We start from the raw sequence: 26,261 nt of genomic DNA on the forward strand, positions 1-26,261 counted from the left end.
CCTCAACGGCGCGCTGTACAGCGAGAGCGGCCATTCCTGGCAGGGCGAGGACCTGTGGCGGGCGATCCGCGCCCTGCCCACCACGGAACAAGCGCCGGCGGGAGCGGTCGACAATGGCGGCCTGCCACCGCTCTATCCGCGCTGAACGGCGCTATGGTTAGGACTGGCACGACATTCCGATTCCGCAAGAGGGCCCGCATGCGCTTCCGTACCCTGTACCTCGTCCTGTGCGGCCTGCTCCTGGGCCACGCCGCGACGGCCGCCGAACCGCCGACCGCGCCCACGCCGCCGACGCAGCCGGCCGAAGGGCCGGGCGGCGCGGCCTATCGCCATGCCAGCGTGCATCAGTGGCACTTCGGCGAAGGCGCTCGCGAATACTGGGTGTTCACCCCCGAGCAACCGGTCCCCGGCAACGCTCCGCTGGTGATCTTCCTGCACGGCTGGAGCGTGATGCAGCCGGACCTCTACCGCGCCTGGATCGACCATATCGTTCGCCGCGGCATGGTGGTGGTCTACCCGCGCTACCAGCCGGACCTGAAGACGCCCAACGCAGACTTCCTCGACAATGCCGCCGGCGCCCTCGGCGACGCTCTCAGGCGCCTGCAGGCCGGCGAGCTGGGGGTGCGCCCGCGGCTGAACCAGGTCGCCTACCTCGGCCACTCCGCCGGCGGACTGCTCGCCGCCAACCTGGCGGCCGCCAGCGAACGCCTGAAGCTGCCGGCGGCGAAGGCGCTGATGGTGGTCGAGCCCGGCAAGAGCCAGGGCAAGCGCTGGGACGGCGTGGCCCAGGAACGCCTGTCGGGGCTGGCCAAGGGTACCCTGCTGCTGGCGGTCTGCGGCGACGAGGACAGCCACGTGGCCTGCACCGACGCCAAGCGCATCTACCGCCAGAGCCGGCACATTCCGCCCAGCGACAAGAACCTCCTGCTGCTGCGCAGCGATCGCCACGGCGCTCCGCCGCTGCTGGCCAACCACGCGGCGCCCACCGCACCGGTATTCGGCCCGCAGTATCCGAAGGAAGAAGACAGCGACTGGTTGCTCGACCGCGTCGAGAAGCGCCTCGAAGTGCAGCAGGCCGAAGGCCGCTATACCGGCCACGACCCGCTGGTGATCGACGCCCTCGACTGGTACGGCACCTGGAAGCTGTTCGATGGCCTCACCGACGCGGCGTTCTACAACCGCAACCGCCAGTACGCCCTGGGCGCTACGCCGGAGCAGACCGGCATGGGCCAGTGGAGCGACGGCACCCCGGTGAAGCCGATCAAGGTGCTCAAGTAGGCGCGGGCAACGCCCGCGGCGAACCAGGCACAGCGTCCCATCCGTCATGCGAACAGATACCATGCATATCCATGTACTCGTCGTCGAAGACAACTTCGATCTCGCCGGCACCGTCATCGACTACCTCGAGGCCGCCGGGGTGGTCTGCGATCACGCCCGCGACGGCCAGGCCGGCCTCAACCTGGCGCGCGCCAACCGCTACGACGTGATCCTGCTGGACATCATGCTGCCGCGCATCAACGGCCGGCAGGTCTGTCGCCAGCTGCGCGAAGCCGGCCTGCAGACCCCGGTACTCATGCTCACCGCCCTGGATACCCTGCAGGACAAGCTCGACGGCTTCGACGCCGGCGCCGACGACTATCTGCTCAAGCCCTTCGAACTGCCGGAGCTGCTGGTCCGCCTGCAAGCCCTCAGCCGGCGCCGCAGCGGCCAGGCCCAGCGCCTGCAGGTCGACGACCTGGTGATGGACCTCGACAGCCGCCAGGCCAGCCGCGGCGGCACGCCCCTGGCGCTGTCCCCCACCGCCTGGAAGATCCTCGAGTGCCTGATGCGCGCCAGCCCCGCGCTGGTCACCCGCGAGCAGCTGGGGCGCAGCGTCTGGGGCGACGAGCCGCCGGAAAGCAACACCCTCAACGTGCACATGCACCACCTGCGCAGCACCGTCGACAAGGGGTTCGCCACCCCTCTGATCCATACCCTGCACAGCGTCGGCTTCCAACTGGAGCGCAAATGAAACGCGGCCTGAGCCTGATCCCCATCGTCGGTGGCGGCGTCAGCCTGATCCTCGCCGGGGTGTTGCTGGTCTACACGCGCATGCTCGGCGACTACGGCGAGACCGGCGCCCTCTACCTGCTCAGCATGATGATGGAAGAGGAAGGGCTGTACTTCGCCCAGCGCTACCAGGAAGACCCGGCTACGCCGGCGCCGGACAGCTACTACTTCAAGGGCAGCGTCGGCACCGCGGGGCTGCCGCCGAAACTCAGGGAGATGCTCGACACCCCGCCCTACAAGAGCATCGGCGCCATGCAACTGCTCGGCAACTGGGACGACGATGACGAAGAGGAGGATGACGACGCGCCCAGCGACGATGCCTACGTGGTGGTCCGCCAGCCACTGGCCGACGGCAAGACGCTCTACCTCTACGACAACGACGCCGCCGGCAGCATCGACACGCCGCTGTCCGACGCCATCATCGACGCCCGCGTCAGGCAGACCTGGATCGTCACCCTATCGGTCACCCTGCCTTCGCTGGCCGCCGTCGGCCTGCTGGTCTGGTTCATCGTCGCGCCGTTGCGCAAGCTGACGCGCTGGTCGATGACCCTCGACGACCTCGCCCCGGACAGCCAGCGGCCGCGCTTCAACTACCGCGAACTCAACGTGCTGGCGGATACCCTGTGGAACAGCGTGACCCGGATCAAGGACTTCAGCCAGCGCGAGGAGCGCTTCCTGCGCTACGCCAGCCATGAGCTGCGCACCCCGCTGGCGGTGATCGGCATGAACCTGGAGCTGCTCGACCAACCCGGCCGCGCGCCCTCCCCGCATGCCTTGCAACGCATCCGCCGCTCGGCGCTGGGCATGCAGCAGATGACCGAAACCCTGCTCTGGCTCAGCCGCGAGAGCGGCGAACTGCGCGACGACGGACACATCGAGGTCGGTCGCCTGCTGGAGGAGCTGCTCGAGGAACAGCAGGCGCTGAGCCAGCGCCGCGGCCTGACCTTCCACCTCGACGTGGAGCCACACAGCCTGCCGCAGACCCGCGCGCGGATCATCATCGGCAACCTGCTGCGCAACGCCCTGCAGTACAGCGACGAGGGCGTGGTGGAAATCGTCGTGCGCGACCGCAGCCTGCTGATCAGCAACCCCATCGGCGCGGCCCAGGGCACGGACGAGTCGATGGCGTTCGGTTATGGCCTGGGCCTCGACCTGGTCCAGCGCCTGTGCCAGAAGAGCGGCTGGCGCCTGCATTACAGCAGCGACGAGCAGCGTTTCCGCTGCGAGCTGCTGTTCCCCGCCACACCGGACTGAAGCGCGGCGGCCTTCCTCCGCGCGAAAAAAACCGCGGCCGGGGCCGCGGTCTTGGCGAGGCTCGGTGCGACTCAGTGAGCGAACAGCGAGGCCTTCCTGGCCTGCAGCTTGGCCGGGTTGATCAGGAAACGCGCCAGGGCCGGCAGCAGCCAGAGGGCGCCGAACATGTTCCAGAGCAGCATGAAGGTCAGCATCAGGCCCATGTCGGCCTGGAACTTGATCGCCGAGAAGATCCAGGTGGCCACGCCGATCGCCAGGCACAGGCCGGTGAACAGCACCGCCTTGCCGGTGGAGCGGAGGGTCTCGTAGTAGGCCTCCTGCAACGGCAGGCCCATGCGCAGGAAAGACTCCAGGCGGGTGTAGATGTAGATCCCGTAGTCCACCCCGATGCCGACGCCGAGGGCGATCACCGGCAGGGTCGCGACCTTCACGCCGATGCCCAGCGCCGCCATCAGCGCGTTGCCCAGCACCGAGGTGAGGATCAGCGGCAGGACGATGCAGAGGGTCGCGGCGAAGGAACGGAAGGTGATCATGCACATGGCCGCCACGCAGATGTACACCAGCACCAGGATGATCAGTTCGGACTGCTTGATCACCTCGTTGGTGGCGGCCTCGATCCCGGCGTTGCCGGCGGCCAGCTGGAACTGCAGGTCGTCCTTGTCGTTCTCCGCGGCGAAGGCCTGCACCGCCGCCACCGCGCGGTCGAGGGTCTCGGCCTTGTGGTCGTTGAGGAAGACCAGCAGCGGCGCCAGCGAGCAGTCGGTGTTGTAGAGACCGTCGGCACGGGCGATGGAGTTGTTCAGCACGTCCTGGTTGCGCGACAGGGTCTCCCATTTCAGGTTGCCTTCGTTCATCCCCTTGATCACCTGCTTGGACACGGTGACCATCGAGATCGCCGACTGCACGCCCTCGGTGTTCTCCAGCTTCCAGGCCAGCTCGTCCATGGCCGCCAGGGCCTGGTGGGTGGAGCAGCCTTCCGGGGAGGTCTTGACCATCACCACCAGCACGTCCGAACTGGTCGAGTAGTTGCGGATGATGAAGTCGTTGTCGAGGTTGTAGCGCGAGTCGGGACGCAGTTCCGGCGCACCCTGGTCGAGGTCGCCGATCTTCAGGTGCTTGCCATACCAGAGGCCGCCGCCGAGCATCAGCAGGGCGATGGCGATGGACACCGGGGCCACCTTCGGGCTGGCGAAGTTCGACAGCAGGCGCCAGAACGGGTGCTCGCGCACCGCGTCATCCTTGCTGCGCTGCACCGCCTTCTTGCTGATGCCGATGTAGGAGATCGCCACGGGCAGCAGGATCAGGTTGGTGAAGACGATCACCGCCACGCCGATCGAGGCGCCGATGGCCAGCTCGCGGATCACCCCGATGTCGATCACCAGCAGGGTGATGAAGCCGACGGCGTCGGCGAGGATCGCGATCATCCCGGGCAGGAACAGTTGGCGGAAGGTCAGCCGCGCCGCCATCAGCGCATTGTCGGCGCCGCTGGACTGCAAGGCGATGCCATTGATCTTCTGCACGCCGTGGGAAATACCGATGGCGAAGATCAGGAACGGCACCAGCATCGAATAGGGATCGAGGCCGAAACCGACCAGGTTGAGCAGGCCGAGCTGCCAGAGCACCGCTACCAGGGTGGTGATCAGCACGGCGATGGTGCTGCGGATGCACTTGGTGAACCAGTACAGCAGGACCAGGGTGATCAGCAGGCAGATACCGAAGAAGCCGACCACCATCACCAGCCCGTCGATCAGATCGCCGACCTTCTTCGCGAAGCCGACGATGTGCACCTTCACGTTGGGGTTCTGCAACTGGTACTTGTCGCGGATCTTCTCTTCCAGCTCATGGGAGAACTGGCGGTAGTCGAGCTTGATCAGTTCGCTCTGGTTCTTCGGGTTCGGGTACATCTCCAGCAGCGGCACGTCGACAATGCTCGACTTGAAGTTGTTCGCCACCAGGCGGCCGATCTGCCCGGACTTGAGCACGTTGTTGCGCAGCTCCTCCAGCGCCCGCGGCGAACCGTCGTAGGTCTGCGGGATCACCTCGCCGCCGGCGAAGCCTTCCTCGGTCACTTCGGTCCAGCGCACGCTGGGGCTCCACAGCGACTTCAGGCCGGAACGATCGACGCCGGGGATGTAGAACACCTCGTCATGGATCTGCCGGAGCGTCTCCATGTATTCCTTGGTGAAGATATCGCCATTCACCGCCTCCACCGAGATGCGCACGGTGTTGCCGAGGTTGGCCAGGTCGTTGCGGTGCTCGAGCATTTTCTGGATGAACGGGTGCTCCAGCGGGATCATCTTCTCGAAGCTGGTGGACGGCCGCACCTGGGTGGCCTGGTAGAACAGGAAGACGCTGACCAGCAGGCAGATGAAGATCACCGCCGGCCGATTATTGAAGATCAGGCGTTCGAGCAGGCTCGCCTTGTTTTGCTGATGCTGGTTCATGGCACTCATGCGACCCCGCCTTATTGTGGTTGTTCGAGCGCGGCACCGTTCGCCGCAGCGAGGTGCACGCCGCCCTGGCCGACCAGGATCAGGTGGCCGTCGCCGGTGGCGCTGACGCCGGCCAGGGACAGCCGGTCGGGACGGTTGAACACGCTGAAGCTGCGCCCGCCGTCGGTGCTTTCGAGAACGCTGCCGCCGTGACCGACCACGACGATCCGCCCGTCCGCCAGCAGCGCGCCGTCGGAGAGACCGAATTCCAGGTCGCCGGACGCCGCCTTCAGCGGTATCTCTTCCCAGCTGTTACCGAAATCGGCGGAGCGGAACAGGTGGCCGCGCAGGCCGTAGACCAGCACACCGCCCGCATCGGCGGTACCGATGGCGCCGAACAGCGAGCCCTCGTAGGGGCCTTCGAGTTTTTCCCAGGTGGCGCCCCAGTCCTTCGAGCGGAACAGACTGCCGGCTTCGCCGACCACCAGCAGGCCGTTGTCCTTGACCGCGGCGATGGCGTTGAGGTGGAACTGGTCCTCGTTGTCCAGGCGCTCGCTGACGTCTTCCCAGTGCTGGCCGCCGTCGCGGGTCTCCAGCAGCGCGCCATAGGCACCGACGGCCAGGCCGTGCTGTTCGTCGGCGAACCAGATGTCCAGCAACGGCGCTTCGCGGCCGAGGTCCTCGAACTGCCTGGTCCAGGTGCTGCCGGCGTCGTCGCTGACGAGGATCTGCGCATCGTGCCCGACCGCCCAGCCCTTGCGCTCGTTGACGAAGAACACCGAGGTGAGCAACTGGCGGGTCGGCACCTTGGCCTGGGTCCAGGTCTTGCCGTCGTCGTCGGAGAGCAGGATATGCCCACGGTCGCCGACCGCGACCAGCCGCTTGCCGGCATGGGCGACGCTGAGCAGCAGGCTGCTGGCGGCCTTCGGCGATTCCACGGCGAATTGCGGCGGCGCGGCGGTTGGCGTCGACTCGGCCAGGACCGGGGTCGCGGCGAAGGTCAGAAGAGAAAGCGCCCCGAGAAACGACAGGGCCCTGCTGGCCAGGGGCGATCTGGAAGGAATGGCCGGATGCCGCGAAGCGTCCGCGGATTGGCCGGGCGAAGTGCGCCACGTCATGGGCTCACGCATGGATACCGTCCCCGTTGTTGTTATTAGTGGTTCGTGGTGAGCGTTATATAGCCAGCGTTTGGCGACGGAGACAATTGAAGCCACGTTATCTTTTGTTAAGCGTGTAAGCCGTCTGTAACGGGGGATCGGCGCCGCCCTCCTCCCCGGAGGGAAGCGGTCGGCGCCGGCGAGCGGAGCGATCAGCGGGTGCCGCGGCGGCGCAGGGCCGAGGGCTTGAAGTAGGAGTCGTCCGGTATCGCCTGGGTGAAGTCGATGGTACCCGGCTCCTCGTTGTCCAGGTTCTGCACGTGGTAGCGACGCGCCTGCAGGTCGTGGAACACGTCCAGCGCGCTCCAGGTGTACGGCAGGTCGTAGAAGTTCTTCAGGTAGGCCATGGACACCCGCCACAGTTCGCCGCGACCGTCGTACTGGTCGACCACCGCCGCGCTCCAGCTGTCCTCGTCGAGGTACAGGGTGCGTTTGGAGTAGATATGCCGCGCGCCCGGCTTCAGGGTACCTTCCACCACCCACACGCGGTGCAGTTCGTAGCGGGTGTATTGCGGATCGAGATGGCCCGGCTTGAGCAGTTCCTCGTACTTCACCTCGGGGCTGCTGACCTTGTAGTTGTTGTAGGGAATGTAGATTTCCTTCTTGCCCAGCAGCTTCCAGTCATAGCGGTCCGGCGCGCCGTTGAACATATCGGTGTCGTCGGCGGTGCGCAGGCCGTCGGCGGCGGCGATCGGCGTGTCGTAGGCAAGGTTCGGCGCACGCCGCACACGGCGCTGGCCGGCGTTGTAGCCCCAGGCCTGGCGCGGCTCCTTGACCTGGTCGAGGGTCTCGTGCACCAGCACCGCGCCACCGGCCAGGCGCGCCGGGCTCTTGGTGAACGACAGGTAGTAGAACATCAGGTTGTTCAGGTCGGCGAAGCTGCCGCCCTTGAGGTAGTACTTGAACAGCGCTTCCTGCTGCGAGGTCACCAGCGAGTAGCTACCGTTGCGCTGTACCGCGACTTCCGAGGCGCGGCGCACGACATAGGTACCGCGGTAGCGGGCGACATGGTTCCACAGCGCCTCCACGCCGCTCTTCGGAATCGGGAACGGCACCCCGCCATAGGCGTCGGCGAACCCGTTGCCGCCGTCCAGCAGCCTGGCGCTGGTGGCATTGGCGAAGGTGTTGTCGTACAGCCACTGCGGCGCCGAGCCGGAACGGCGACTGGGGTAGACCGGCATCCGGAAGCTGTCCGGGTAGGTCTTGAACAGCGCCAGTTGGCCCGGGGTCAGGTGTTCCCTGTACTGCTCCAGGTTGGCCTTGTCGATGGTGAACAGCGGCTTGTCCGCGGCGAACGGGTCCGGGTGGTGCTGGCCCGGCTTGTAGCCGGCCGGCGCCTGGGTGATGCCGCCGGTCCAGGCGGGAATGCTGCCGGCGGCGTTGCCGGCCTTCTCCGCGCCCAGCGGGGTGAGGCTCGACTTCAGTTGCGCCGCCTCGCCGGCGGAAACGCCGGCCAGCGCGCCGCCGCTGCCCAGTGCCAGCGCCAGGGAAGCGCCGATCAGCAGGTGCTTGTTCAACATGAGGGTTCTCCGTGTGAGGTGCCGGGCGCTCGCGGCGCCCGTGTCGTTATCGGTTCGGTCAGAAGGAGTACTTGACGGTCAGGCCGATGTTGTCGCGGTCGCGGATGTTGTTGTTCTGCCCGCCGCCGTAGAACTCGGTGTACTGCAGTTCGCCTTCCAGGCTGTTCAGGTAGGTGGCCTTGACCCCCAGGGTGTAGGCCTTGCGACCTTCGATGAAGTTGCCGGTCTGGTAGGAGTTGCCTTCGAAGTCGTCCTTGTAGACCACGTAGGGCGACACGTTGACCCCGGCGAACACGTCGTTCCAGGTGCCGCTGAGCAGCAGGGTGTAGCCGTAGGCGTTGCGGTTCACCTGGTCGCCACGGTCGCCGCCGGAAACGTACGAGCTGTTGCCACGCCCGGCATAGTAGCGGGTGCTGCCGTCGTAGGCGGTGTACTTCAGGCTGCTGCCACGCAGGTGTTCCGAGGCCAGCTCGGCGACGCCGGTCAACGAGTCGAAGCTCAGCGACGGGCCGAAGTTGTAGATGGTCCCGAGGGAGGTGTTGAACGCCTCGACCCGCTCGTAGTTGTGGATCTGCCCGCCGAGGCCGACCATCTGCCCGCCGACGTTGATCTGCCCGCCGTTGGCGGCTTCCGCCGCACCGTGGGCGAGGTCGCCGATCAGGTCGTTGGTGGCGGCGATGCCGATCGGCAGGTTCGGCCGGTAGGCCAGCTCGCCGAACACCGAGGCGTCGCCCACCGTGGTGTTGAAGCTGAAGCCGTACATGCGGATGTCTTCGGCGAACTCGCGCCGGGCATTGATGTTGCCCATCACGTCGGCGGTCACCAGGCCGTTGGCCAGGGCTTCGGCGAGGTTACCGGCGATCGGCCGCAGGGTGTTGGCCAGCGCCGCCAGGTCGGCCCCGGCATAGTCGCCGATGTCGGCGTACAGGGTCGGCTCCTTGGAGTGGTAGTTGACGAAGTAGAAGCCGAACTCGGTGCTGTTCAGTTCCTCGGCGATGTAGCGGAAGGCCACGCCGAACTGGCCGTCGTTGCGCGCGTTGATGTCCTTGCCGATGGACGACACCTTCATCACGTTGCCGTAGGCCGGGGTCACGCCGTTGGCATAGAGGCCGGTGTTCTTCAGCGCGCCGCTGAGCAGCGGATTGTTGCCCAGCGCCTGGTACAGGCCGATGACGTTGCCGAAGCCGGGCACCGGGGTGTCCAGCGCGGTGCCGGTGAAGTCGCTGTAGCCGGTGTTGCCGCCGTCGGCGAACAGGTCGGTCTCGGAGAAGAAGGTTCCGACCGGGTCGAGGCGGGTTTCCTTCCAGTTCCACTGGTAGAAGGTTTCCATCGACAGGTTGTCGGTCAGGCCGATGTTGAAGCTCAGCGCTTCCACCGGCATCAGCACTTCCTTGAGCTCGGAACCGGGCAGGCGGTACTTGGCGGCGTCCACCGGGTTGGTGGTGTTGACCCCGCCACGGTAGAAGATGCCCTCGCCCCAGTTGAACACCTGGCGGCCGAAGCGCGCGCTCAGCGGCATGTTGCCGATGTCCCAGCTGCCGTAGACGTAGGCGTCGAGGATTTCCGCCTTGTGCCCGGCGATGTCGCGGGTCTGGCTGGTGAAACGGTCGTCGTGGGGATAGCTCTGGCTCGGCTGCGATGGATCGTTGTGGCTGTAGTAGTCGTTGCGCTTGTCCATGATCTGGGTGTCATAGAACGCCGTGCCGCGGATGAACACGCCATAGTTGCGCCAGGTCGCCTCCAGGTCCGAGGTGATCTTGTAGACCTCGGAAACCAGGCCGGTATCGAAGTTGCGGTTGCCGTCGTTGGTGTTGATGTCGTTGTTGCTCTTGTCCTGCCCCTGCACCCGCCACAGGGTGCCGTAGGACAGGGTGGTATCGAGCGAACCGGACACCTCGTTGTCGAGGAAGCTGAATTCGACGGCCTGGGCCTGGCCGCCCAGCAGCGGCAGCAGCCCGGCGAAGGCGAAGCCGGCCCGGGCCGGCGCGGAGCGCAGCCGGGGCTGGCGGTTGGGGATGTACATCGGGAACTCACTCCATGTGGTCATGCGTTGGGCGCCGCCACTGCGGGCGGTTCGCCGTTCGGCCGTTTCTCTGCGGCCTTGTTATGGGTGGTCGCGGCGTCACCGGCCTCGCGTCGACGAAAGGGAACCGCGCGACGAGGCAGTGCAACCGGGATGCCAATTCAACGGAATCCTCCAGGGAATTCAATGGATTGCGACAAAAACAGGACTTCCTGCTAGATGACTGTTCATTCACTGACCAGAAAACAGGAAGTGTCCGACAAAACGCGCCAGGCGAATGTCGCCGGTGGCGCGAAAAGTCCCTTCGCAGAGCCTGCGCAGGGTGGTTCGCGAAACACGATTAAGCGGGCTCCATCAATGGAAAACAGTGAAGCGATTCCCAGAAGTAACAAAGGGCGTTACCAGCCAGTGGCCAGTAACACCCTCTTCTGGGAGAAGCTGGCGGATCAGGCCAGGCTCTTGCTCACCACTTCGTAGACGTCGCTGGACAGCTCGCCGGAGGCCAGGATGCGTTCCAGCTCGCCGCGCATCAGCGCCTGCCGCGCCTCGTCGTACTTGCGCCAGCGGGTCAGCGGCACCAGCAGGCGCGAGGCGATCTGCGGGTTGAGTGCGTTGAGCACGATCACCTGGTCGGCGAGGAAGCGATAGCCGGCGCCGTCAGGACGATGGAAGTTGACCAGGTTCTGGTTGGCGAACGCGCCGATCAGCGCGCGCACCTTGTTCGGGTTCTTCAGGGTGAAGGCCGGGTGCTGCATCAGCGCCTGGACCCGCTCCAGCCCGCCCGGCAGCGGCGAGCCGGCCTGCACGCTGAACCACTGGTCCATCACCAGCGGGTCGTCCTTGAAGTAGTCGGCGAACATGGCCAGGGCCTTGCCCTTCTCCGCCTCGAAGCCGGAGTTGACCAGCACCGCCAGGGCGGTCAGGCGCTCGGTCATGTTGTCGCAGCCTTCGTACTGCTCCAGGCAGGCGGCGAGGATTTCCTCCCGGCCCGACAGCGACAGGTAGGACAGCGCGATATTCTGCAGGCTGCGCCGGGCGATGTGCGAGGCCTCGGCGAGGTAGGCGGTGTCGCGGGAAATCTTGCGGTTGGCCTGGTAACGCTGCCACAACGGCTCGAACAGCGCTTCGCCGATACGCTGGCGGGCGAATTCGCGGGCGGCATGGATCGCGTCGACATCGGCAACTTCGCTGATCTCGGTGAGATAGGCCTCGCTGGGCAGCGAGAGCATCTCGGCGACCATCGCCTGGTCCAGCGCCTCGTCCGCCAGGAGGGTGCGGTAGGCCTCGATCAGGCGCGGGTCGAGTACCAGTTGCTCGCCGCGCTGGTGCTGGCCGATCAGCTCCTGCAGGACCTGCACCGAAAGCTGTTGGCCGGCCTCCCAGCGGTTGAAGCCGTCGCTGTCGTGCTGCATGAGGAACAGCAACTGGTCGCGGCTGTAGGGGAAGCTCAGTTTCACCGGCGCGGAGAAGCCGCGCAGCAGCGATGGCAGCGGCTGCTCCGGCACCTCGACGAAGACGAAGCGCTGCTCGGCCTCGGTCACCGCCAGCACGCGGTTGCCGCCCTGGGCCGCGGCCTCGCCTTCCAGGCGCAGCGGGAGTTCGTGGCCCTGGCCGTCGAGCAGGCCCAGCTCCAGCGGGATGACGAAGGGTTCCTTGCTCGGCTGGCCGGGAGTCGGCGGGCAGCTCTGGCGCACCGTCAGGGTGTAGCGGCGGGCGGCGGCCTCGTACTCGCCTTCCACCGCCAGGCGCGGAGTGCCGGACTGGCTGTACCAGCGCTTGAACTGGGTCAGGTCGACGCCATTGGCGTCTTCCATGGCCTTGACGAAATCGTCGCAGGTCACCGCCTGGCCGTCGTGGCGCTGGAAGTACAGGTCCGAGCCCTTGCGGAAGCCTTCGGCGCCGAGCAGGGTGTGGATCATCCGCACCACTTCCGAGCCCTTCTCGTAGACGGTCAGGGTGTAGAAGTTGGAAATCTCGATGAACGAGTCGGGGCGCACCGGATGCGCCATCGGCCCGGCGTCCTCGGCGAACTGGTTGGTGCGCAGGAAGGCGACGTCCTCGACGCGCTTGACCGTGCGCGAGTTCATGTCGGCGGAGAATTCCGAGTCGCGGAATACGGTGAAGCCTTCCTTGAGCGACAGCTGGAACCAGTCGCGGCAGGTCACCCGGTTGCCCGACCAGTTGTGGAAATACTCATGCGCCACCACGCCCTCGACCCGCTGGTGGGCGGCGTCGGTGGCGGTTTCGGCGCGGGCCAGGACGCAACTGGAGTTGAAGATGTTGAGGCCCTTGTTCTCCATCGCGCCCATGTTGAAGTCGTTGACCGCGACGATCATGAAGATGTCCAGGTCGTACTCGCGGCCGTAGACCTCCTCGTCCCAGCGCATCGACTTCTTCAGGCTGTCCATGGCGTGCTGGACCTTGTCGATGTTCTCCGGCTCGACGTAGATGCGCAGCGCCACGTCGCGCTGGCTCATGGTGCGGAAGCTGTCCTCGACGCACCAGAGGTCGCCGGCGACCAGGGCGAACAGGTAGGCCGGCTTCTTGAACGGGTCTTCCCAGGTCGCCCAGTGCCGGCCGTTGCCTTCGGAACCGCTGGCCACCGGGTTGCCGTTGGAGAGCAGCACCGGGTAGCGCTGCTGTTCGGCGCTGACGGTGGTGGTGAAGCGACTCATCACGTCGGGACGGTCGAGGTAATAGGTGATCTTGCGGAAACCCTCGGCCTCGCACTGGGTGCAGAACATCTTGCCGGACTTGTACAGGCCTTCCAGCGCGGTGTTGCTCTCCGGATGGATACGCACCGTGCTCCTGAGGACGAACTCGGCCTGCCGCGGTTGCACCCCGAGCTGCTCGTCGTCCAGCTGGTAGTCGTCCGCGCCGAGCGCCTGGCCGTCCAGTTCGAGCGCCAGCAGCTCCAGTTGCTGACCATGCAGCAACAGCGGCGGCAGGCCGGCGCCGCGCTCGGGGTTGCGCCGCAGCTTCAACTCGGCGTGCACCAGGCTGTGGTCTTCGAACAGTTCGAACTTCAGGTGGGTCTCGTCGATCAGGTAGTCCGGCGCCTGATAGTCCTTGAGGTGGATGACTTTCGGTTGCTCGGTGCGCATGGCTTGTGGCCCTTCTGCTCAGTGATGCACGGCGATCTGGTAGGCCGTGTATTTGCGAATGTTGATCACCCCGGTGTCGAGGATCAGGTACTGGCCCTTGATACCGCGAAGCGTGCCTTCGACGATAGGCGTTTTTTCCAGGTCGAGGCTGGCGACCTTGCTCGGGTAGGCCTCGACCGGGTAGGCGATCTCGAGCGGATCGAGGTCGATAACCGGTTGGATCGCCTGCAGGCCGAAACGTTGCTGCAATTCGCGCAGGCCGTCGGCGCACTGGTCGAACAACTGCTCGCGGACTGCCGCCAGATCGACCGGCTCGGCTTCGCCCTTGAGCATGGCCCGCCAATTGGTGCGGTCGGCGACCTGGCTGCGCAGCAGGTCTTCCACCAGGCCGGACTGCTGGCGGGTGGCCACGCGCAGGATCGGCAGCGCCTGGCGCGCACCCTGGTCGATCCAGCGGGTGGGAATCTGGCTGGCGCGGGTGATGCCGACCTTCACCCCGGAGGAGTTGGCCAGGTACACCACGTGGTCGGTCATGCAGAACCGCTCGCCCCACTCCGGTTCGCGGCAGGTGCCCTGCTCGTAGTGGCACTTCTCCGGGCTGACGATGCAACTGTCGCACTGCGCCAGCCGGGTGAAGCAGGGATAGCAATAGCCCTGGCTGAAACTCTTCTTCGTCTTGCGGCCGCAATGGGTGCAGAAGATGCTGCCGAGGTACTCCAGGCGCAGCGGCCGGCCGATCAGCGGGTTCACCGCGACTTCGCGGTCGTCGAGGCGGAAGGCGTATTGCACGGGAGCATTGCTTTCCAGGCGCGCCGTCATCTTGCTCAGCGCGCCGCGGGCGATTTCTTCCATCAGTGCACGGAGTCCGACTTGAACAGGATGTTCGGGATCGGCTCGTCGGAATGCGAGGAGCAGTGCTGCGGGCCCATGTAGCCGGTGCGCTCCTCCTCGGGGAGGTTCTGCAGCTCCCAGGCGATCACCGCCTGCAGGCAGAGTTCCTTCTGCTCCTGGGTCAGCTTGCGGCCGTCCGGCCACTTGCCGATCTCGATGGCCAGCTTGAGGTTCTGGTAGATCTCTGGAGTGATGTTCTCGATCGCTTGGTTGAAGGACGACATGGCCGGCTCCGGTGAAAAGGCGTACCGGCCATTCTACCGGGCCGGGGCCGGCGGCGCACATCGAAGCTGCCGCAGCCCCTCGCTCAACGGCGACGCCGCGCCAGCAGGCCGCCCAGCAAACCGCTGAGGCAACCGACCAGCAGCCCGCCAACGTGCGCGCCGTTGGCGATGGAGCCGAAGCCGAGCAGGTCGATCACCCCGGACAGGCACACCAGCAGCCAGATCAGCATCATCGCCACGACGCCCCTGGGCAGGCGATAGGCCTGGTTCGGCGCCAGGTACTGGAAGATCCAGCAGTGCCCGAGCAGGCCATAGAGCACCCCGGACAACCCGCCGAACAGGCTGGCGCCGCTCACCGCGTACTGCACCACGTTGGACACCAGGCCGAACAGCAGGGTCAGGCCGAGCAGCATCGGACGGCCCTGGCGGAATTCGATGCGCCGGCCCAGCTCCCAGAACCACATGGCGTTCATCGCCAGGTGCAGCCAGCCGAAGTGGATCAGCATCGGCGTGAACAGCCGCCACCATTGACCCGCCGCCAGGCTCTCGGCCAACGGCGTGAACAGCGCGTACTGGCCCTGGATACGGAAGTCCTGGAAGGTCAGCCAGCGCATCGTCGCGAAGTTGTCGCCAAGGTAGGTGACGGCGGCGACGACGAAGGTCAGCAGCAACACCGCGGCGGTCATCGGGCTCATCCGCAGTTGCCGGACGAAACCCTGCCCCGCCGGTCGCGGCGCGGCCTCCAGGGTCGCCTGCGGATCGCCTTCGGGATAACGCCGGTACAACTCGCGGACCTGCTCGGCGAGCCGCTCGTCGGGCACCCAGAGGACCTGCTGGCCGGATTCCTCGCTGACCCGGTGCGGCACGTTCAGACGCCGCAGCAGGCCGACGAAGCCGGCCAGGTCGACCGACAGGGGAAACTTCAGGACCTGCACCGCGCTCACTCGTCAGCCTCCGGCCGCTTCACTTCGACCCAGACGAACTTGTGCCGGTCCAGGCGGGTTTCCTCATCCAGGCGGTAGGCCGCCAGCTTGCCGTACATCACCGCGCTGTAGTCCAGGCAGGCCAGGTTCGGCCGGATCGGCGCCGGCGTGCCGCGTCGCCAGTAGTGGCCGACGAACAACAGCGGTTCGTCGGCGCCGTAGGTCAGCAGGCTGGACTTCTGCTCCTCGCTGAGCGGCTCGCGGGCGATCGCTTCGGGCAACGCGTCGGGCTGGAAGACGATATCGCCGTAGGTGCGCGGCGCCTCGTCCTCGACCCAGAACTTGGTGCGGAAGAAGGCGCGCGTATAGCCATCGCTGCTGGTCAGCGTGGCACCGTGCGGCAGGCGCATGTCGGTACCGCGCAGCAGGCGGTTGCAGGCCAGGTCGGCGAAGCTGCCGGGCTCCGCCGACTCCTGCAGGAAGGCTTCGCTGATCCGCCCGTCGGGGAACTGCCGGCGCAGGGTCGCGATCAGTTCGCCGTCCCAGCAGGCATGGACCATGCGGAAGCGCCCGGCATCGAGGAACAGCGGCAGTTGCTGGAACCAGCCGAGGAAGTCGCGCCAGTCGGCGTCGTGGCCCTCGAACTGCTCGAGGGTCTCCTTGATCAGCCGGGCATGCCGCGGCGTATGCTCGCGGACGTACTGGCGGCCGCTGCCGGGCGCCGCCGGGGTGCTCCAGCCGAGCGCGTTGAATTCGTGGTTGCCCATGATGCACAGCGCCTCGCCGGCGTCGACCATCGCGTGCACCCTGTGCAGGGCCTCGCGGATGCGCGGGCCGCGGTCGACGATGTCGCCGAGGAACAGCGCCTGGCGCCGCGGATGGCGCCAGACGCCGCCCTGCAGGCGGTAGCCGAGCAGGTCGAGGAGGCGGTCCAGGGTATGCGCGCAGCCGTGGACATCGCCGATCAGGTCGTAGCCACGTCCGGGGTCGAGTTGCATCAGTCGCCTCCGCCCAGGCGGCTGCCCCAGCCGAGCTTGGTCCGGCAGATCTCGTAGTAGTTGTGGTCGATGGGGTGGATCAGGCGCAGCTTCTGCGGCTTCTTGCTGATCGTCACGGTATCGCCGGGGGCGCAGGTGAAATGGTTCTGCCCGTCGCAGGAGACCTGCGGGTAGATCTGCATGTTCGGCGACACGACGATCTTCAGCTCGCTGTTGCCGTCCACCACGATCGGGCGGCTGGAAAGCATGTGCGGGTACATCGGCACGATGACGATGGCATCCAGCTTCGGATGCATGATCGGACCACCGGCGGACAGCGCGTAGGCGGTGGAACCGGTGGGCGTGGCGACGATCAGGCCGTCGGCCTTCTGGCTGCAGACGAACTGGCCGTCGATATACAGCTCGAACTCGATCATCCGGGTCGACTTGCCCGGGTGCAGGACCACGTCGTTGAGCGCATCGCCCTGCCCCATCGAGTCGATACCGCGACGCACCTGGGCATCGAGGAGGAAGCGGCTCTCGACGATGTACTGGCCGTCCAGCACCTCGCCGACCTTGACCTCCAGTTCGTCCGGACGGATGTCGGTGAGGAAGCCCAGGCTACCGCGGTTGATCCCCAGCACCGGCACCTTGTGCCGGGCCAGCGCGCGGGCCGCGCCGAGCATGCTGCCATCGCCGCCGACCACCACCACCAGGTCGCAGATCTCGCCCATGATTTTCCGCGAGCAGGTCTGCAGGCCGTGTCCGGGCAGGACTTCGGCGATGGTGTCCTCGAGGATCACATGCAGGTGGCGATCGATCAGGAATTTCTTCAGCCGGCGGATGGTATCCAGCACCTGGGTGCTGCCGAGGCGGCCGATGATGCCGATATTGCGAAAGGGTTCCATGCGGTTCCTGCGAAAAGCTGGCGGGCGGGATAGAGCGGATTATGGGCGAAAGCCGCGGACAGCGGCAAACCCGCGCATGTACGGGAAATCGCCGCGAGTGGCGCAACCCGGCTAACCTCTGGGTATGACGCTGCTGACCGAACTGCTCGACGAATTGCGCCACCCGGCCGTCCGCGACCTGGCCTGGACCCTGCTCGCCCCGCCGTTGCTGCGCCGGACCCCGGAGCCGCAGCGCCATCCGCTCGCCGCCAGCCGCTGGCGCCAGGAGCCGGAGCGCCTGGCCGCCTGGTTGCGCGAACAGGAGCGACAGCCGCAGCACCTCGCCGCCTGGCTCGCGCAGTGGCCACGGCAGCGTCTCGGCCTGTACTACGAACATCTCTGGCAATTCGCCCTGGAACAAGCCCCGGACGTGCGCCTGATCGCCGCCAACCTGCCGGTGCGCGACGGCGGGCATACCCTTGGCGAACTCGACCTGCTGCTGCGGGACGACGACGGCATCCACCACCTGGAACTGGCGATCAAACTCTACCTGGGGCCCCAGTCCGGCCCCGGCGACTGGCTCGGGCCCGGCGGCCAGGACCGCCTGTCACGCAAGCTGGAACACCTCTGCCGACACCAGTTGCCGCTGGCGGCGACCCGCGAGGGTCGCCAGGTGCTGGCCGCCCATGGCGCCGAATCGGCCGTTTCCGCATTGTGGCTGAGCGGCTACCTGTTCCATCCCTGGCCCGGGCCGGGCAGCCTGCCCGCCGACATCGAGCCACGGCATCTGCGTGGCCGCTGGCTCCGCCAGCGCGACTGGCCGGCGTACCTGGCCAGCCTGGCCGGACCGCAGGCCGGGCAGCATTGGCTGCATCTGTCGCGCGAGCACTGGCTGGCGCCGGCCATGCGGCGGCAGGACCCGCTCGACCCACCGCGCGACGGCGCCTGCTGGAATATCGCCTTCGCCGGCGAGGCACGTCCGCAAATGCTGGTAAGGGTGGTGCCGCGCGACGGCTACTGGGTAGAGGCCGAGCGCCTGTTCCTGGCCAGCGACGACTGGCCGCCGGGGCTCAGCCTGTGGGGTAGCGCGCGCCAGGCCGCGGATGCCTGATCAGAGCAACGCCAGCAAACGCTCCTGCAATGCCCGGCGGCCCTGCAGGCCTCCGCTGTGCAGCGCCACCAACCGGCTGCCGCGAGCCACCGCGCCGCTCTCCACGGCCTCGCGCAGGGCGAGCAGCAGCTTGCCGGTGTACAGCGGTTCGAGGGCGACGCCGCTGGCCGTCTCGAACTCGACGATGAACCGCGCCAATCGCCCATCGAGGCGGGCGAAACCACCACGGCTGGCGTCCAGCAGGCGATAGCCGGTATCGGCCCAGCCCGCCTCGGCAAGGGTCGCCGCTACCTGGGCGGCGACGCCATGGTCCTCCGGCACCGCCAGCGCGCCCACCACGGGATGCCGCCCGGCCTCGCCGAGCACCAGGCCGGCCAGTGTCGTACCGGTACCGGCGGCCACCCAGATCGCGTCGTAATCGTCCCAGCCGAGCGTCGGCAACTGGGTCGCTATGCGCTCCACCAGTCCGATGCAACCGCGCGCGCCCAGCAGCCCGCCACCGCCCTCGGCGACCGGCAGCAAACCTGGGTAACGTTCCCGCCAGGGAAGCCAGAAGCCGGCGGCATGCCGCTGGCGATAGCCACCGTAGCCGAGCCAGTGCAGTTCCATGCCGAGACTGCGCAGGTCGCGCACCGTCGGCGTATCGACTTCGTGTCCGCGCAACAGGCCGACGCAACGGAAATCGAAACGCGCGCCGGCGCCGGCCAGCGCGTGCAGGTGGTTGGAGTGGGCGCCGCCGAGGCTGATCAGGCCGTCCAGCCCCTGCTCGCGGGCCAGCGCCAGGTGTGGCGCGAGCTTGAACCCCTTGTTGCCGGAGATCAACGGATCGGCCTGGTCCAGGCGCAGCAGCGCCAGTTCGACCCCGGCCCGTTGCAGCCAGTCGAGTTCGAGACGCTGCAAGGGTGTATGCGGTGACCAGTGGGGAAACGGCAAGAAGTCAGCTCACGGTGCGCAGGCGCCCCGTGGTCTTGTGCCGGGCGCAGCAGTTGGTGTCGCCGGCGACGAAGCGCGCCGGGTTGTCGACCCGGTCGAGCGGCAGGTTGCAGCGTTCGCCGCCGGGCAGCAGCGCCTCGCAGCGCGGCTGCTGGAAGTGGTCCAGCCACTGGCGGTACTGGCTCTCGGAGACGAAGCACTTGGCCGCCGCGTAGGCCAGCGGATTGTCCTGGTAACGCGGGATGTCCTGCAAGGGGATGGTCAGGTGCCCGGCGCCGGGATGGTAGGCGACGAATACCACGCCCTGGCCGGATAGACGCTCCAGCAGTTGCTCCGGCCCCTGGGCGGCCAGACGGTCGCGCTCGGCGCGCAGCTCGGCCAGTTCCTGCTCCAGTTGCTGGTCCAGCTCGTTGCGGTAGGCCAGTTCGACGTCGCGGATCGAGACCTGCTCCTTGTAGCCGGCCACCGCCACCGCCACCCGAGCCTCCAGTTCGTCGGCGAACTCCGAGCGCAGCAGGTCGGTCTCGTTGCGCCCCTGGTTCTCGATGAAACGCAGTTGCCGGGTCAGTTCCTCGCGGTTGCGCTGGAACTGCTCGCCCTGCTCCAGCAGACGCTGCTGCAATTCGGCGTTCTCCCGCGCCTGCCGCTCCAGGGCCTGTTGCAGGCTGAGCACTTCGCTGCGCAGGATGTCCAGTTGCCCGCGGGCGTCCTGTTCGCGCCTGGCCAGTTCCTCTTCGTGCTGCCGGGCGAGCCCGGCCAGGCGCTGCTCCTGCTGCCGGGCCAGGGCGGCGAGCTGTTGCCGCTGCTGCTTGACCAGTTGCGCCAGGCGCGCCGCCTGCTCGTCCTCCTGCTTGCGCGGAGGCTCCGCGGGCGCTGCCTTCGGGGCGGCGGGACCGGCAGAGTACCATTGTTCTTCGGCGGCCATCTGCAGCCGCTGCGGCTCCACCGCGGCAGGCTCCTCGTCCACCAGCAGGCCGAGCTGGTTGCGCCTGAGCGCGTCGCGGATGAGTACGAAATGGTTGCGTCCGGCGCTGCTCTCCGGGTCCCACAGGTGCATCTGGTGCCAGGACACCGGGCACTGGCTGCGACAGGCCAGGCGGATCGGCCCGCCGCCCATGTCGGGGCCGCGTCCGGCGCGTTCGGCGAGGTTGCGCAGAGGCAGGTTCCAGCCGGTGTCGGCGCCGCCCTGCTCGTCGAAATCGAGATAGAAGAACACCGCCGCCCGCGCCTGCAGGCGCGGATTGATCAACACATAGGCCAGGTGCATCTGCCGGTCGGCGTATTCCGGCATGCGCACCAGGCCATCGAGCAGCGCCTCGAATTCGGGATACAGCATTTCCTTGCAGACGCCGCTGTCGTTGAAGAACAGCACGGCCTCCGCCATCTGTGGCTTTTTCTGCATGCTCATCGCTAACCCTCGAACGCCTGGCGAGGCGGCCCGCATCCGGCAGTACCCATCTGGCATGTCACCTGAAAAACAGGCGCTATCTCGTTGTTCGGGCAAGTCTAGGGGAAAAAATGTCGCGGGCAATGTGACTGGGTTGGCAGACACCCGGGCGATGCCGGACGGCCCGCCGAGCGGTAGGGGAAATTGTGAAGCGGTCGGGTTTTGAGCGGACGGAGATCACCGTGGCAGAGCGCCACCGTTCACCAAACCGGTGCGCAGCGCCCCGCCGCGCCGACGAGCGCGGACAGGGACGATACGCAGAACCTGTGCGAGCTGGAGAAAAGCCGTTTTCAACGCAGTTTCTCCGCTACGCAACAGATCGCGGACAGGTTCTCAGAGTTCGGCAGCCAGGCGCGAACCCTGGTTGATGGCGCGCTTGGCATCCAGCTCGGCGGCGACATCGGCGCCGCCGATCAGGTGCACGCTCCGGCCGGCCGCCAGCAGGCCGTCCTGCAACTCGCGCAGTGGGTCCTGGCCGGCGCAGACGATCACGGTATCCACCGGCAGCACCTGCGGCTCGCCCTCGGCAACGCGGATATGCAGGCCGGCGTCGTCGATCCCGAGATACTCCACGGCATTCACCATCTGCACCTGCTTGTTCTTCAGGCCGGCGCGATGGATCCAGCCGGTGGTCTTGCCGAGGCCGTCGCCGACCTTGCTCTTCTTGCGTTGCAGGAGGAACACCTGGCGCGCCGCCGGATGCACCTCGGCCTTGACCCCGGCGATGCCGCCGCGGGCCTCCAGGCGGGTATCGATCCCCCACTGCTTCCAGAACGCTTCGCGCTCCAGGCTGGTGGACGGACCGGCATGGGTGATGAATTCGGAGACGTCGAAGCCGATGCCGCCGGCGCCGATCACCGCCACCTTGCCGCCCACCGGCTTGCGCTCGAGGATCGCATCCAGGTAGCTGATCACCTTCGGATGCTCGATGCCAGGGATCGCCGGCGTGCGCGGAACGATGCCGGTGGCGAGGACGATCTCGTCATAACCGCCCGCAACCAGGTCGTCCACGCCGACCCGGCGGTTCAGGTGCAGCTCGACGCCGGTGCTCTCCAGCTTGTTGCGGAAGTAGCGCAGGGTCTCGTGGAACTCTTCCTTGCCGGGAACCCGCTTGGCCACGTTGAACTGCCCGCCGATCTCGCCGGCGGCGTCGAACAGGCTGACCCGGTGCCCGCGCTCGGCGGCCACGGTGGCGGCGGCCAGGCCGGCCGGACCGGCGCCGACCACGGCGATCTTCTTCGGCCTGGCGGTGGGGATGTAGTTCAGCTCGGTTTCGTGGCAGGCGCGCGGGTTGACCAGGCAACTGGTCAGCTTGCCGCCGAAGGTGTGGTCGAGGCAGGCCTGGTTGCAGCCGATGCAGGTGTTGATCCGTTCAGCGTGGCCGGCGGCGGCCTTGTTGACGAAGTCCGGGTCGGCGAGGAACGGCCGGGCCATGGAGACCATGTCGGCATCGCCCTCGGCCAGGACCTTCTCCGCCACCTCGGGAGTGTTGATGCGGTTGGTGGTGATCAGCGGGATGCCGACCTCGCCACGCAGCTTGGCGGTGACCTTGGTGAAGGCCGCGCGCGGCACCTTGGTGGCGATGGTCGGGATGCGCGCCTCGTGCCAGCCGATACCGGTGTTGATCAGGGTCGCGCCGGCCTTCTCGACGGCCTTGGCCAGCAGCACGATCTCGTCCCAGCTGCTGCCGCCCTCGACCAGGTCGAGCATGGACAGGCGATAGATGATGATGAAGTTCGGCCCCACCGCCTCGCGCACCCGGCGGACGATCTCCACCGGCAGGCGCATGCGGTTCTCGTAGCTGCCGCCCCAGCGGTCGGTGCGCTGGTTGGTGTGCTGCACGAGGAACTGGTTGATGAAGTAGCCTTCCGACCCCATGATCTCGACGCCATCGTAGCCGGCGACCTGGGCCAGGCTGGCGCAGTTGACGAAGTCGGCGATCTGCTTCTCGATGCCTTCCTCGTCGAGTTCCTTGGGCTTGAACGGATTGATCGGCGCCTGGATCGCGCTCGGCGCCACCTGCTTCGGGCTGTAGGCGTAGCGGCCGGCATGCAGGATCTGCATGCAGATCTTGCCGCCCGCCTCATGCACCGCCTGGGTCACGATCCTGTGCTTCTCCGCCTCTTCCGGCGTGCTCAGCTTGGCCGCGCCGGAATACACGCCGCCCTCTTCGTTCGGGCCGATGCCGCCGGTGACCATCAGGCCGACGCCGCCACGGGCGCGTTCGGCGAAATACGCCGCCATGCGCTCGAAGCCCTGCGGCTTCTCTTCCAGGCCAGTGTGCATGGACCCCATCAGGGTGCGGTTGCGCAGGGTGGTGAAGCCGAGGTCCAGCGGGGCGAGCAGGTGCGGATAGGGAACGGCGGCGGTCATCGGGGGTCTCCACATCGGGCGAAACGCGTTCACGGATATGCCGCGGCCTCGGGCGCAATGCGCGGGACGGGCAGCGGTCGGTATGGCGACGACTCTAAGGAGCGCCACCGGAGCGCTCAATGATCCTAAATGACAAGTTACTGATCGGAATGCACAGGGATGCTTGGCAAGCCGACGCCACTCCCCTACCCTGTGGGCTGCCTTGGAGACCCGCATGCGCAAGCTGATCTTCCTGATCCTCATCACCCTCTTCGCCGCCTACGCCGGCTGGGCCGAACGCCGCCCGGTAGGCCACTACCTGTCCGACCTGCGCAGCCAGGTCAGCGTGGTCCAGGGCCAGCCCGGCGAGCGCGGCAACCTGCTGGCGGTCCAGCCGGAACTGTTCACGCCGGACTACCAGAGCGCCGAACGGTTGCAGCTGAAATTCCACGCCTACCTGGAAAATGCCCGCCGCCAGGGCCTGCTCAACGAGCGCACGGTGGTGGTGTTCCCCGAGCATGTCGGCACCTGGCTGGTGGCCAGCGGCGAGAAGCCCGAGGTCTATGCCGCCGCCGACTGGCCCACGGCGATGGACTGGATGGCCGCGAGCAACCCGCTGAAGGTGGCGCGCGGCTGGATCACCGCGCGCGGCGATCAGCGTCTCACCGACACCCTGTTCCGGATGAAGGCGGTGGACATGGCCCACGACTACCAGACCCTGTTCGGCGGGCTCGCCCATGATTTCAAGGTGACGGTGGTCGCCGGCTCCATCGTCCTGCCCGACCCCGAGGTCGAGGACGGCGAGCTGCGTCCCGGCACCGGCCAGCTGTACAACGTCAGCCTGACCTTCGGTCCCGACGGCCGGCCGCTCGGACAGCCGCAACGCAAGGTGTTCCCGACCCGTCACGAACTGAGCTACCTCAACAATGGTCGCGGCGAGCGCCTGCAGGTGCTGGATACGCCTGCAGGACGCCTGGGCGTGCTGATCGGCACCGACAGCTGGTACCCGGACACCTACGCCACCCTGGTCGAACAGCGCGTCGAACTGTTGGCGATCCCCGCCGCCCTGAACCAGAGCGGTCGCTGGCAGCAACCCTGGCCCGGCTTCGATGCCGAGCTGGTTCCCGGCGACGTGCGCCTGGCGCCGAACAGCCTGAGCAACGCCGAGGCCTGGCAGCGCCTGGCGGTCGGCGAGCGCCTGCTGGCCAGCGGTGCACGCGGCGGCGCCGTGGCCTTCGCCCATAGCCGCCTGTGGAACGTCACCGAAGACGGCCAGAGCCTGCTCGGCTCGCCGCAGGGCATGCGCCAGGCCAATCCCGGCGGCGGTGCGCAACTGGTCAATCTCTGGCTATGAGCGCGCCCCGGGTTCGCCTCGGCGACCTCTCGGTCGGCTTCGTCCAGGCGCTGGCCGACGCCCTGCTCGCCGCCGGCGTCGAGCCCGCGCCACTGCTCGAACAGTACGGCCTCGACCAGCGGCGCCTGGCCGAACCCGGGGCGCGCCTGTCGATCCCTCGCTACATGCGCCTCGGCCATGCCGCCATACAGCTCAGCGGCGACCCCGCCCTCGGCCTGCAGATGGGCCGCCTGAGCCGTCTCGGACAGATGGGCCTGGCCGGCGTCAGCGTCGCCCAGGCGCCCAACCTGCGCGCCGCCGCGCGGGCAATGATCCACCTGGAACCGCTTTACGCGCAGAACTACCGGGGCCAGTCGAGCCTGGTGGAAGACGCCGGCGGCGCCTGGCTGCGCTTCTATTCGATCAGCCCTTACAACGCCTACAACCGCTTCGTCGTCGATTCGGTGCTGGCAGGCTGGATCAGCCATCTCGGCGCTCTGGCAAGGCAGCCGTTGAAAGCGGAGCGGGTGGAGATCGAATATCCAGCGCCGCCTTGGGCCGAGCGCTACGAGGCATTCTTCGGCTGCCCGGTGGAATTCGGCGCGCCGACCAACCAGTTGCGCCTGAGCCAGGCCAGCCTGGCCCTGGCGAATGCCGAGCACTGTCCGAGCACCTGGAGCCAGATGCTGGAACTCTGCAACCGCGAACTGGAGCAGTTGACCCGCACCCGCAGTTGGCGCGAGCGCGTCAGCCGCCTGTTGGGGCCGATGCTCAATGGCCGCGAGCCGGACCTCGAGGAAGTCGCCGCGCGCCTCAAGTTGCCGACCTGGACCCTGCGGCGCAAGCTGGCCGAGGAAGGCACGCAGTTCCGCAGCATCCTCAACGACACCCGCCGCGACCTGGCGATGGTCTACATCCGCGAGACCGACCTGGCTTTCGGCGAAATCGCCTACCTGCTCGGCTTCGCCTCGGCGGAAGCCTTCCAGCGCGCCTTCAAGCGCTGGAGCGGACAGACGCCCGGCGAATTCCGCCGCGCCCAGCGACAGAGCGCCTGATCACATCTCGGTGGCGTCGTCCGCCGGCTCCGGCAGGTCGCATTCGGCGGCATGCTGCTCCAGCAGTTCTTCCTGGTAGTCGTCCATCGCGGATCACCTTTCGTTCGTCTGTGTCTTTCAGCTGTAGACGAGGAAGATGACAGCGGGATTACCGCGCGCGGACCGACGGAGCAGGAAATCCGGCAAACAAGGAGAAAACGGAAGACGCAGGGGACGACGGAAACGAAAAAAGCGGCCATTGGCCGCTTTCTTCGTGGCTCACCCCGCCTCGGCGTGGTGAAGATGTATGGCGCAGCGGACGGGACTCGAACCCGCGACCCCCGGCGTGACAGGCCGGTATTCTAACCGACTGAACTACCGCTGCGCGTCGGCTGGGCAAGATGCCCGGTAAAGCGACTTCCTCTCGTTGCAGCCTGGCTGCCCGCCTTCTGGCGGAAGACGGCGAGTTCGGGGTGGTGAACTCGGGAGGGGAAGTGAATGGCGCAGCGGACGGGACTCGAACCCGCGACCCCCGGCGTGACAGGCCGGTATTCTAACCGACTGAACTACCGCTGCGCGTAACTTGCGAGATTGGTGGGTGATGACGGGA

Annotated in this window: 20 protein-coding genes and 2 tRNA genes; 7 read left to right on the forward strand and 15 right to left on the reverse strand. The window is 67.1% G+C overall.

Annotated elements, in window-relative coordinates:
* The 4 genes from FFS27_RS33525 to cprS all read left to right on the forward strand — a co-directional run.
* Positions 1-145 (forward strand): BatD family protein (locus FFS27_RS33525; RefSeq protein ID WP_171019187.1); only part of this gene is annotated, 145 nt, incomplete at its 5' end.
* A 53-nt stretch (positions 146-198) separates the two neighbouring features.
* Entirely contained in the window at positions 199-1,278 is a 1,080-nt protein-coding gene (locus FFS27_RS07610) for an alpha/beta hydrolase fold domain-containing protein (RefSeq protein ID WP_003112115.1), read from the forward strand.
* A 61-nt stretch (positions 1,279-1,339) separates the two neighbouring features.
* A complete protein-coding gene (gene cprR / locus FFS27_RS07615; protein WP_003091311.1) occupies positions 1,340-2,011 on the forward strand; it encodes a cationic peptide response regulator transcription factor CprR in 672 nt (223 codons plus the stop codon).
* Positions 2,008-3,303, forward strand: a complete 1,296-nt coding sequence (cprS, locus tag FFS27_RS07620; RefSeq protein WP_003091313.1) for a cationic peptide sensor histidine kinase CprS — start codon at positions 2,008-2,010, stop codon at positions 3,301-3,303. Before cprR ends, cprS begins: the two co-directional genes overlap by 4 nt.
* A gap of 71 nt (positions 3,304-3,374) precedes the next feature.
* Here cprS and FFS27_RS07625 read toward each other — a convergent pair whose 3' ends face one another.
* The 10 genes from FFS27_RS07625 to FFS27_RS07675 all read right to left on the reverse strand — a co-directional run bounded on the left by FFS27_RS07625 (position 3,375) and on the right by FFS27_RS07675 (position 17,462).
* Positions 3,375-5,756 (reverse strand): efflux RND transporter permease subunit, encoded by a 2,382-nt coding sequence (locus tag FFS27_RS07625; protein WP_021265027.1) that lies wholly within the window; start codon positions 5,754-5,756, stop codon positions 3,375-3,377.
* 11 nt (positions 5,757-5,767) lie between these two features.
* Positions 5,768-6,865 (reverse strand): WD40/YVTN/BNR-like repeat-containing protein, encoded by a 1,098-nt coding sequence (locus tag FFS27_RS07630; RefSeq protein ID WP_021265028.1) that lies wholly within the window; start codon positions 6,863-6,865, stop codon positions 5,768-5,770.
* Between the two features lie 179 nt (positions 6,866-7,044).
* On the reverse strand, positions 7,045-8,412 hold the full coding sequence (locus FFS27_RS07635) for a DUF1329 domain-containing protein (protein WP_003091320.1): 1,368 nt from the start codon (positions 8,410-8,412) through the stop codon (positions 7,045-7,047).
* Positions 8,413-8,470: 58 nt separating this feature from the next.
* Positions 8,471-10,435 (reverse strand): DUF1302 domain-containing protein, encoded by a 1,965-nt coding sequence (locus tag FFS27_RS07640; protein WP_003110074.1) that lies wholly within the window; start codon positions 10,433-10,435, stop codon positions 8,471-8,473.
* 446 nt (positions 10,436-10,881) lie between these two features.
* Complete coding sequence (pepN, locus tag FFS27_RS07650) at positions 10,882-13,539, reverse strand: aminopeptidase N (protein WP_021265029.1); 2,658 nt, start codon at positions 13,537-13,539, stop codon at positions 10,882-10,884.
* A gap of 18 nt (positions 13,540-13,557) precedes the next feature.
* Entirely contained in the window at positions 13,558-14,391 is an 834-nt protein-coding gene (locus FFS27_RS07655) for a DUF2797 domain-containing protein (protein WP_003091329.1), read from the reverse strand.
* Positions 14,391-14,654, reverse strand: a complete 264-nt coding sequence (locus FFS27_RS07660; RefSeq protein ID WP_003104989.1) for a YeaC family protein — start codon at positions 14,652-14,654, stop codon at positions 14,391-14,393. The genes FFS27_RS07655 and FFS27_RS07660 overlap by 1 nt, the downstream gene beginning before the upstream one ends.
* 83 nt (positions 14,655-14,737) lie before the next feature.
* Positions 14,738-15,598: a rhomboid family intramembrane serine protease gene (locus FFS27_RS07665; RefSeq protein WP_003104987.1), complete on the reverse strand. Its 861-nt coding sequence runs from the start codon at positions 15,596-15,598 to the stop codon at positions 14,738-14,740.
* Complete coding sequence (locus FFS27_RS07670; protein WP_003091336.1) at positions 15,595-16,575, reverse strand: metallophosphoesterase; 981 nt, start codon at positions 16,573-16,575, stop codon at positions 15,595-15,597. The genes FFS27_RS07665 and FFS27_RS07670 overlap by 4 nt, the downstream gene beginning before the upstream one ends.
* The gene (locus FFS27_RS07675) at positions 16,575-17,462 is read right to left on the reverse strand and encodes an NAD(+) kinase (RefSeq protein WP_003104985.1); all 888 of its coding nucleotides are present in this window, start codon (positions 17,460-17,462) and stop codon (positions 16,575-16,577) included. The genes FFS27_RS07670 and FFS27_RS07675 overlap by 1 nt, the downstream gene beginning before the upstream one ends.
* A gap of 124 nt (positions 17,463-17,586) precedes the next feature.
* Here FFS27_RS07675 and FFS27_RS07680 point away from each other — a divergent pair, with 124 nt between their 5' ends.
* Positions 17,587-18,552: a DUF1853 family protein gene (locus FFS27_RS07680; protein WP_010793219.1), complete on the forward strand. Its 966-nt coding sequence runs from the start codon at positions 17,587-17,589 to the stop codon at positions 18,550-18,552.
* On the opposite strand, the gene FFS27_RS07685 is transcribed toward FFS27_RS07680, so the two are convergent.
* From FFS27_RS07685 to FFS27_RS07695, 3 genes are all read right to left on the reverse strand, one after another.
* Complete coding sequence (locus FFS27_RS07685) at positions 18,553-19,452, reverse strand: 1-aminocyclopropane-1-carboxylate deaminase/D-cysteine desulfhydrase (protein WP_009313785.1); 900 nt, start codon at positions 19,450-19,452, stop codon at positions 18,553-18,555. It lies immediately after the preceding gene.
* Between the two features lie 37 nt (positions 19,453-19,489).
* Positions 19,490-20,929: a hypothetical protein gene (locus FFS27_RS07690; protein ID WP_021265031.1), complete on the reverse strand. Its 1,440-nt coding sequence runs from the start codon at positions 20,927-20,929 to the stop codon at positions 19,490-19,492.
* A 336-nt stretch (positions 20,930-21,265) separates the two neighbouring features.
* A complete protein-coding gene (locus FFS27_RS07695) occupies positions 21,266-23,305 on the reverse strand; it encodes an NADPH-dependent 2,4-dienoyl-CoA reductase (RefSeq protein WP_003091351.1) in 2,040 nt (679 codons plus the stop codon).
* Between the two features lie 214 nt (positions 23,306-23,519).
* Between FFS27_RS07695 and FFS27_RS07700 the strand changes: the two genes are divergently transcribed.
* On the forward strand, positions 23,520-24,638 hold the full coding sequence (locus FFS27_RS07700) for a carbon-nitrogen hydrolase family protein (RefSeq protein WP_023100919.1): 1,119 nt from the start codon (positions 23,520-23,522) through the stop codon (positions 24,636-24,638).
* A complete protein-coding gene (locus tag FFS27_RS07705) occupies positions 24,635-25,672 on the forward strand; it encodes an AraC family transcriptional regulator (RefSeq protein WP_003091367.1) in 1,038 nt (345 codons plus the stop codon). The genes FFS27_RS07700 and FFS27_RS07705 overlap by 4 nt, the downstream gene beginning before the upstream one ends.
* 287 nt (positions 25,673-25,959) lie before the next feature.
* Here the strand turns inward: FFS27_RS07705 and FFS27_RS07710 are convergent.
* Positions 25,960-26,036: transfer RNA gene (locus tag FFS27_RS07710), tRNA-Asp, on the reverse strand.
* Between the two features lie 114 nt (positions 26,037-26,150).
* Positions 26,151-26,227 (reverse strand) — tRNA-Asp (locus tag FFS27_RS07715).
* Between the last annotated feature and the right edge of the window lie 34 nt (positions 26,228-26,261).

Source organism: Pseudomonas sp. 2VD, assembly GCF_005503585.1.
GTDB lineage: Bacteria > Pseudomonadota > Gammaproteobacteria > Pseudomonadales > Pseudomonadaceae > Pseudomonas > Pseudomonas aeruginosa.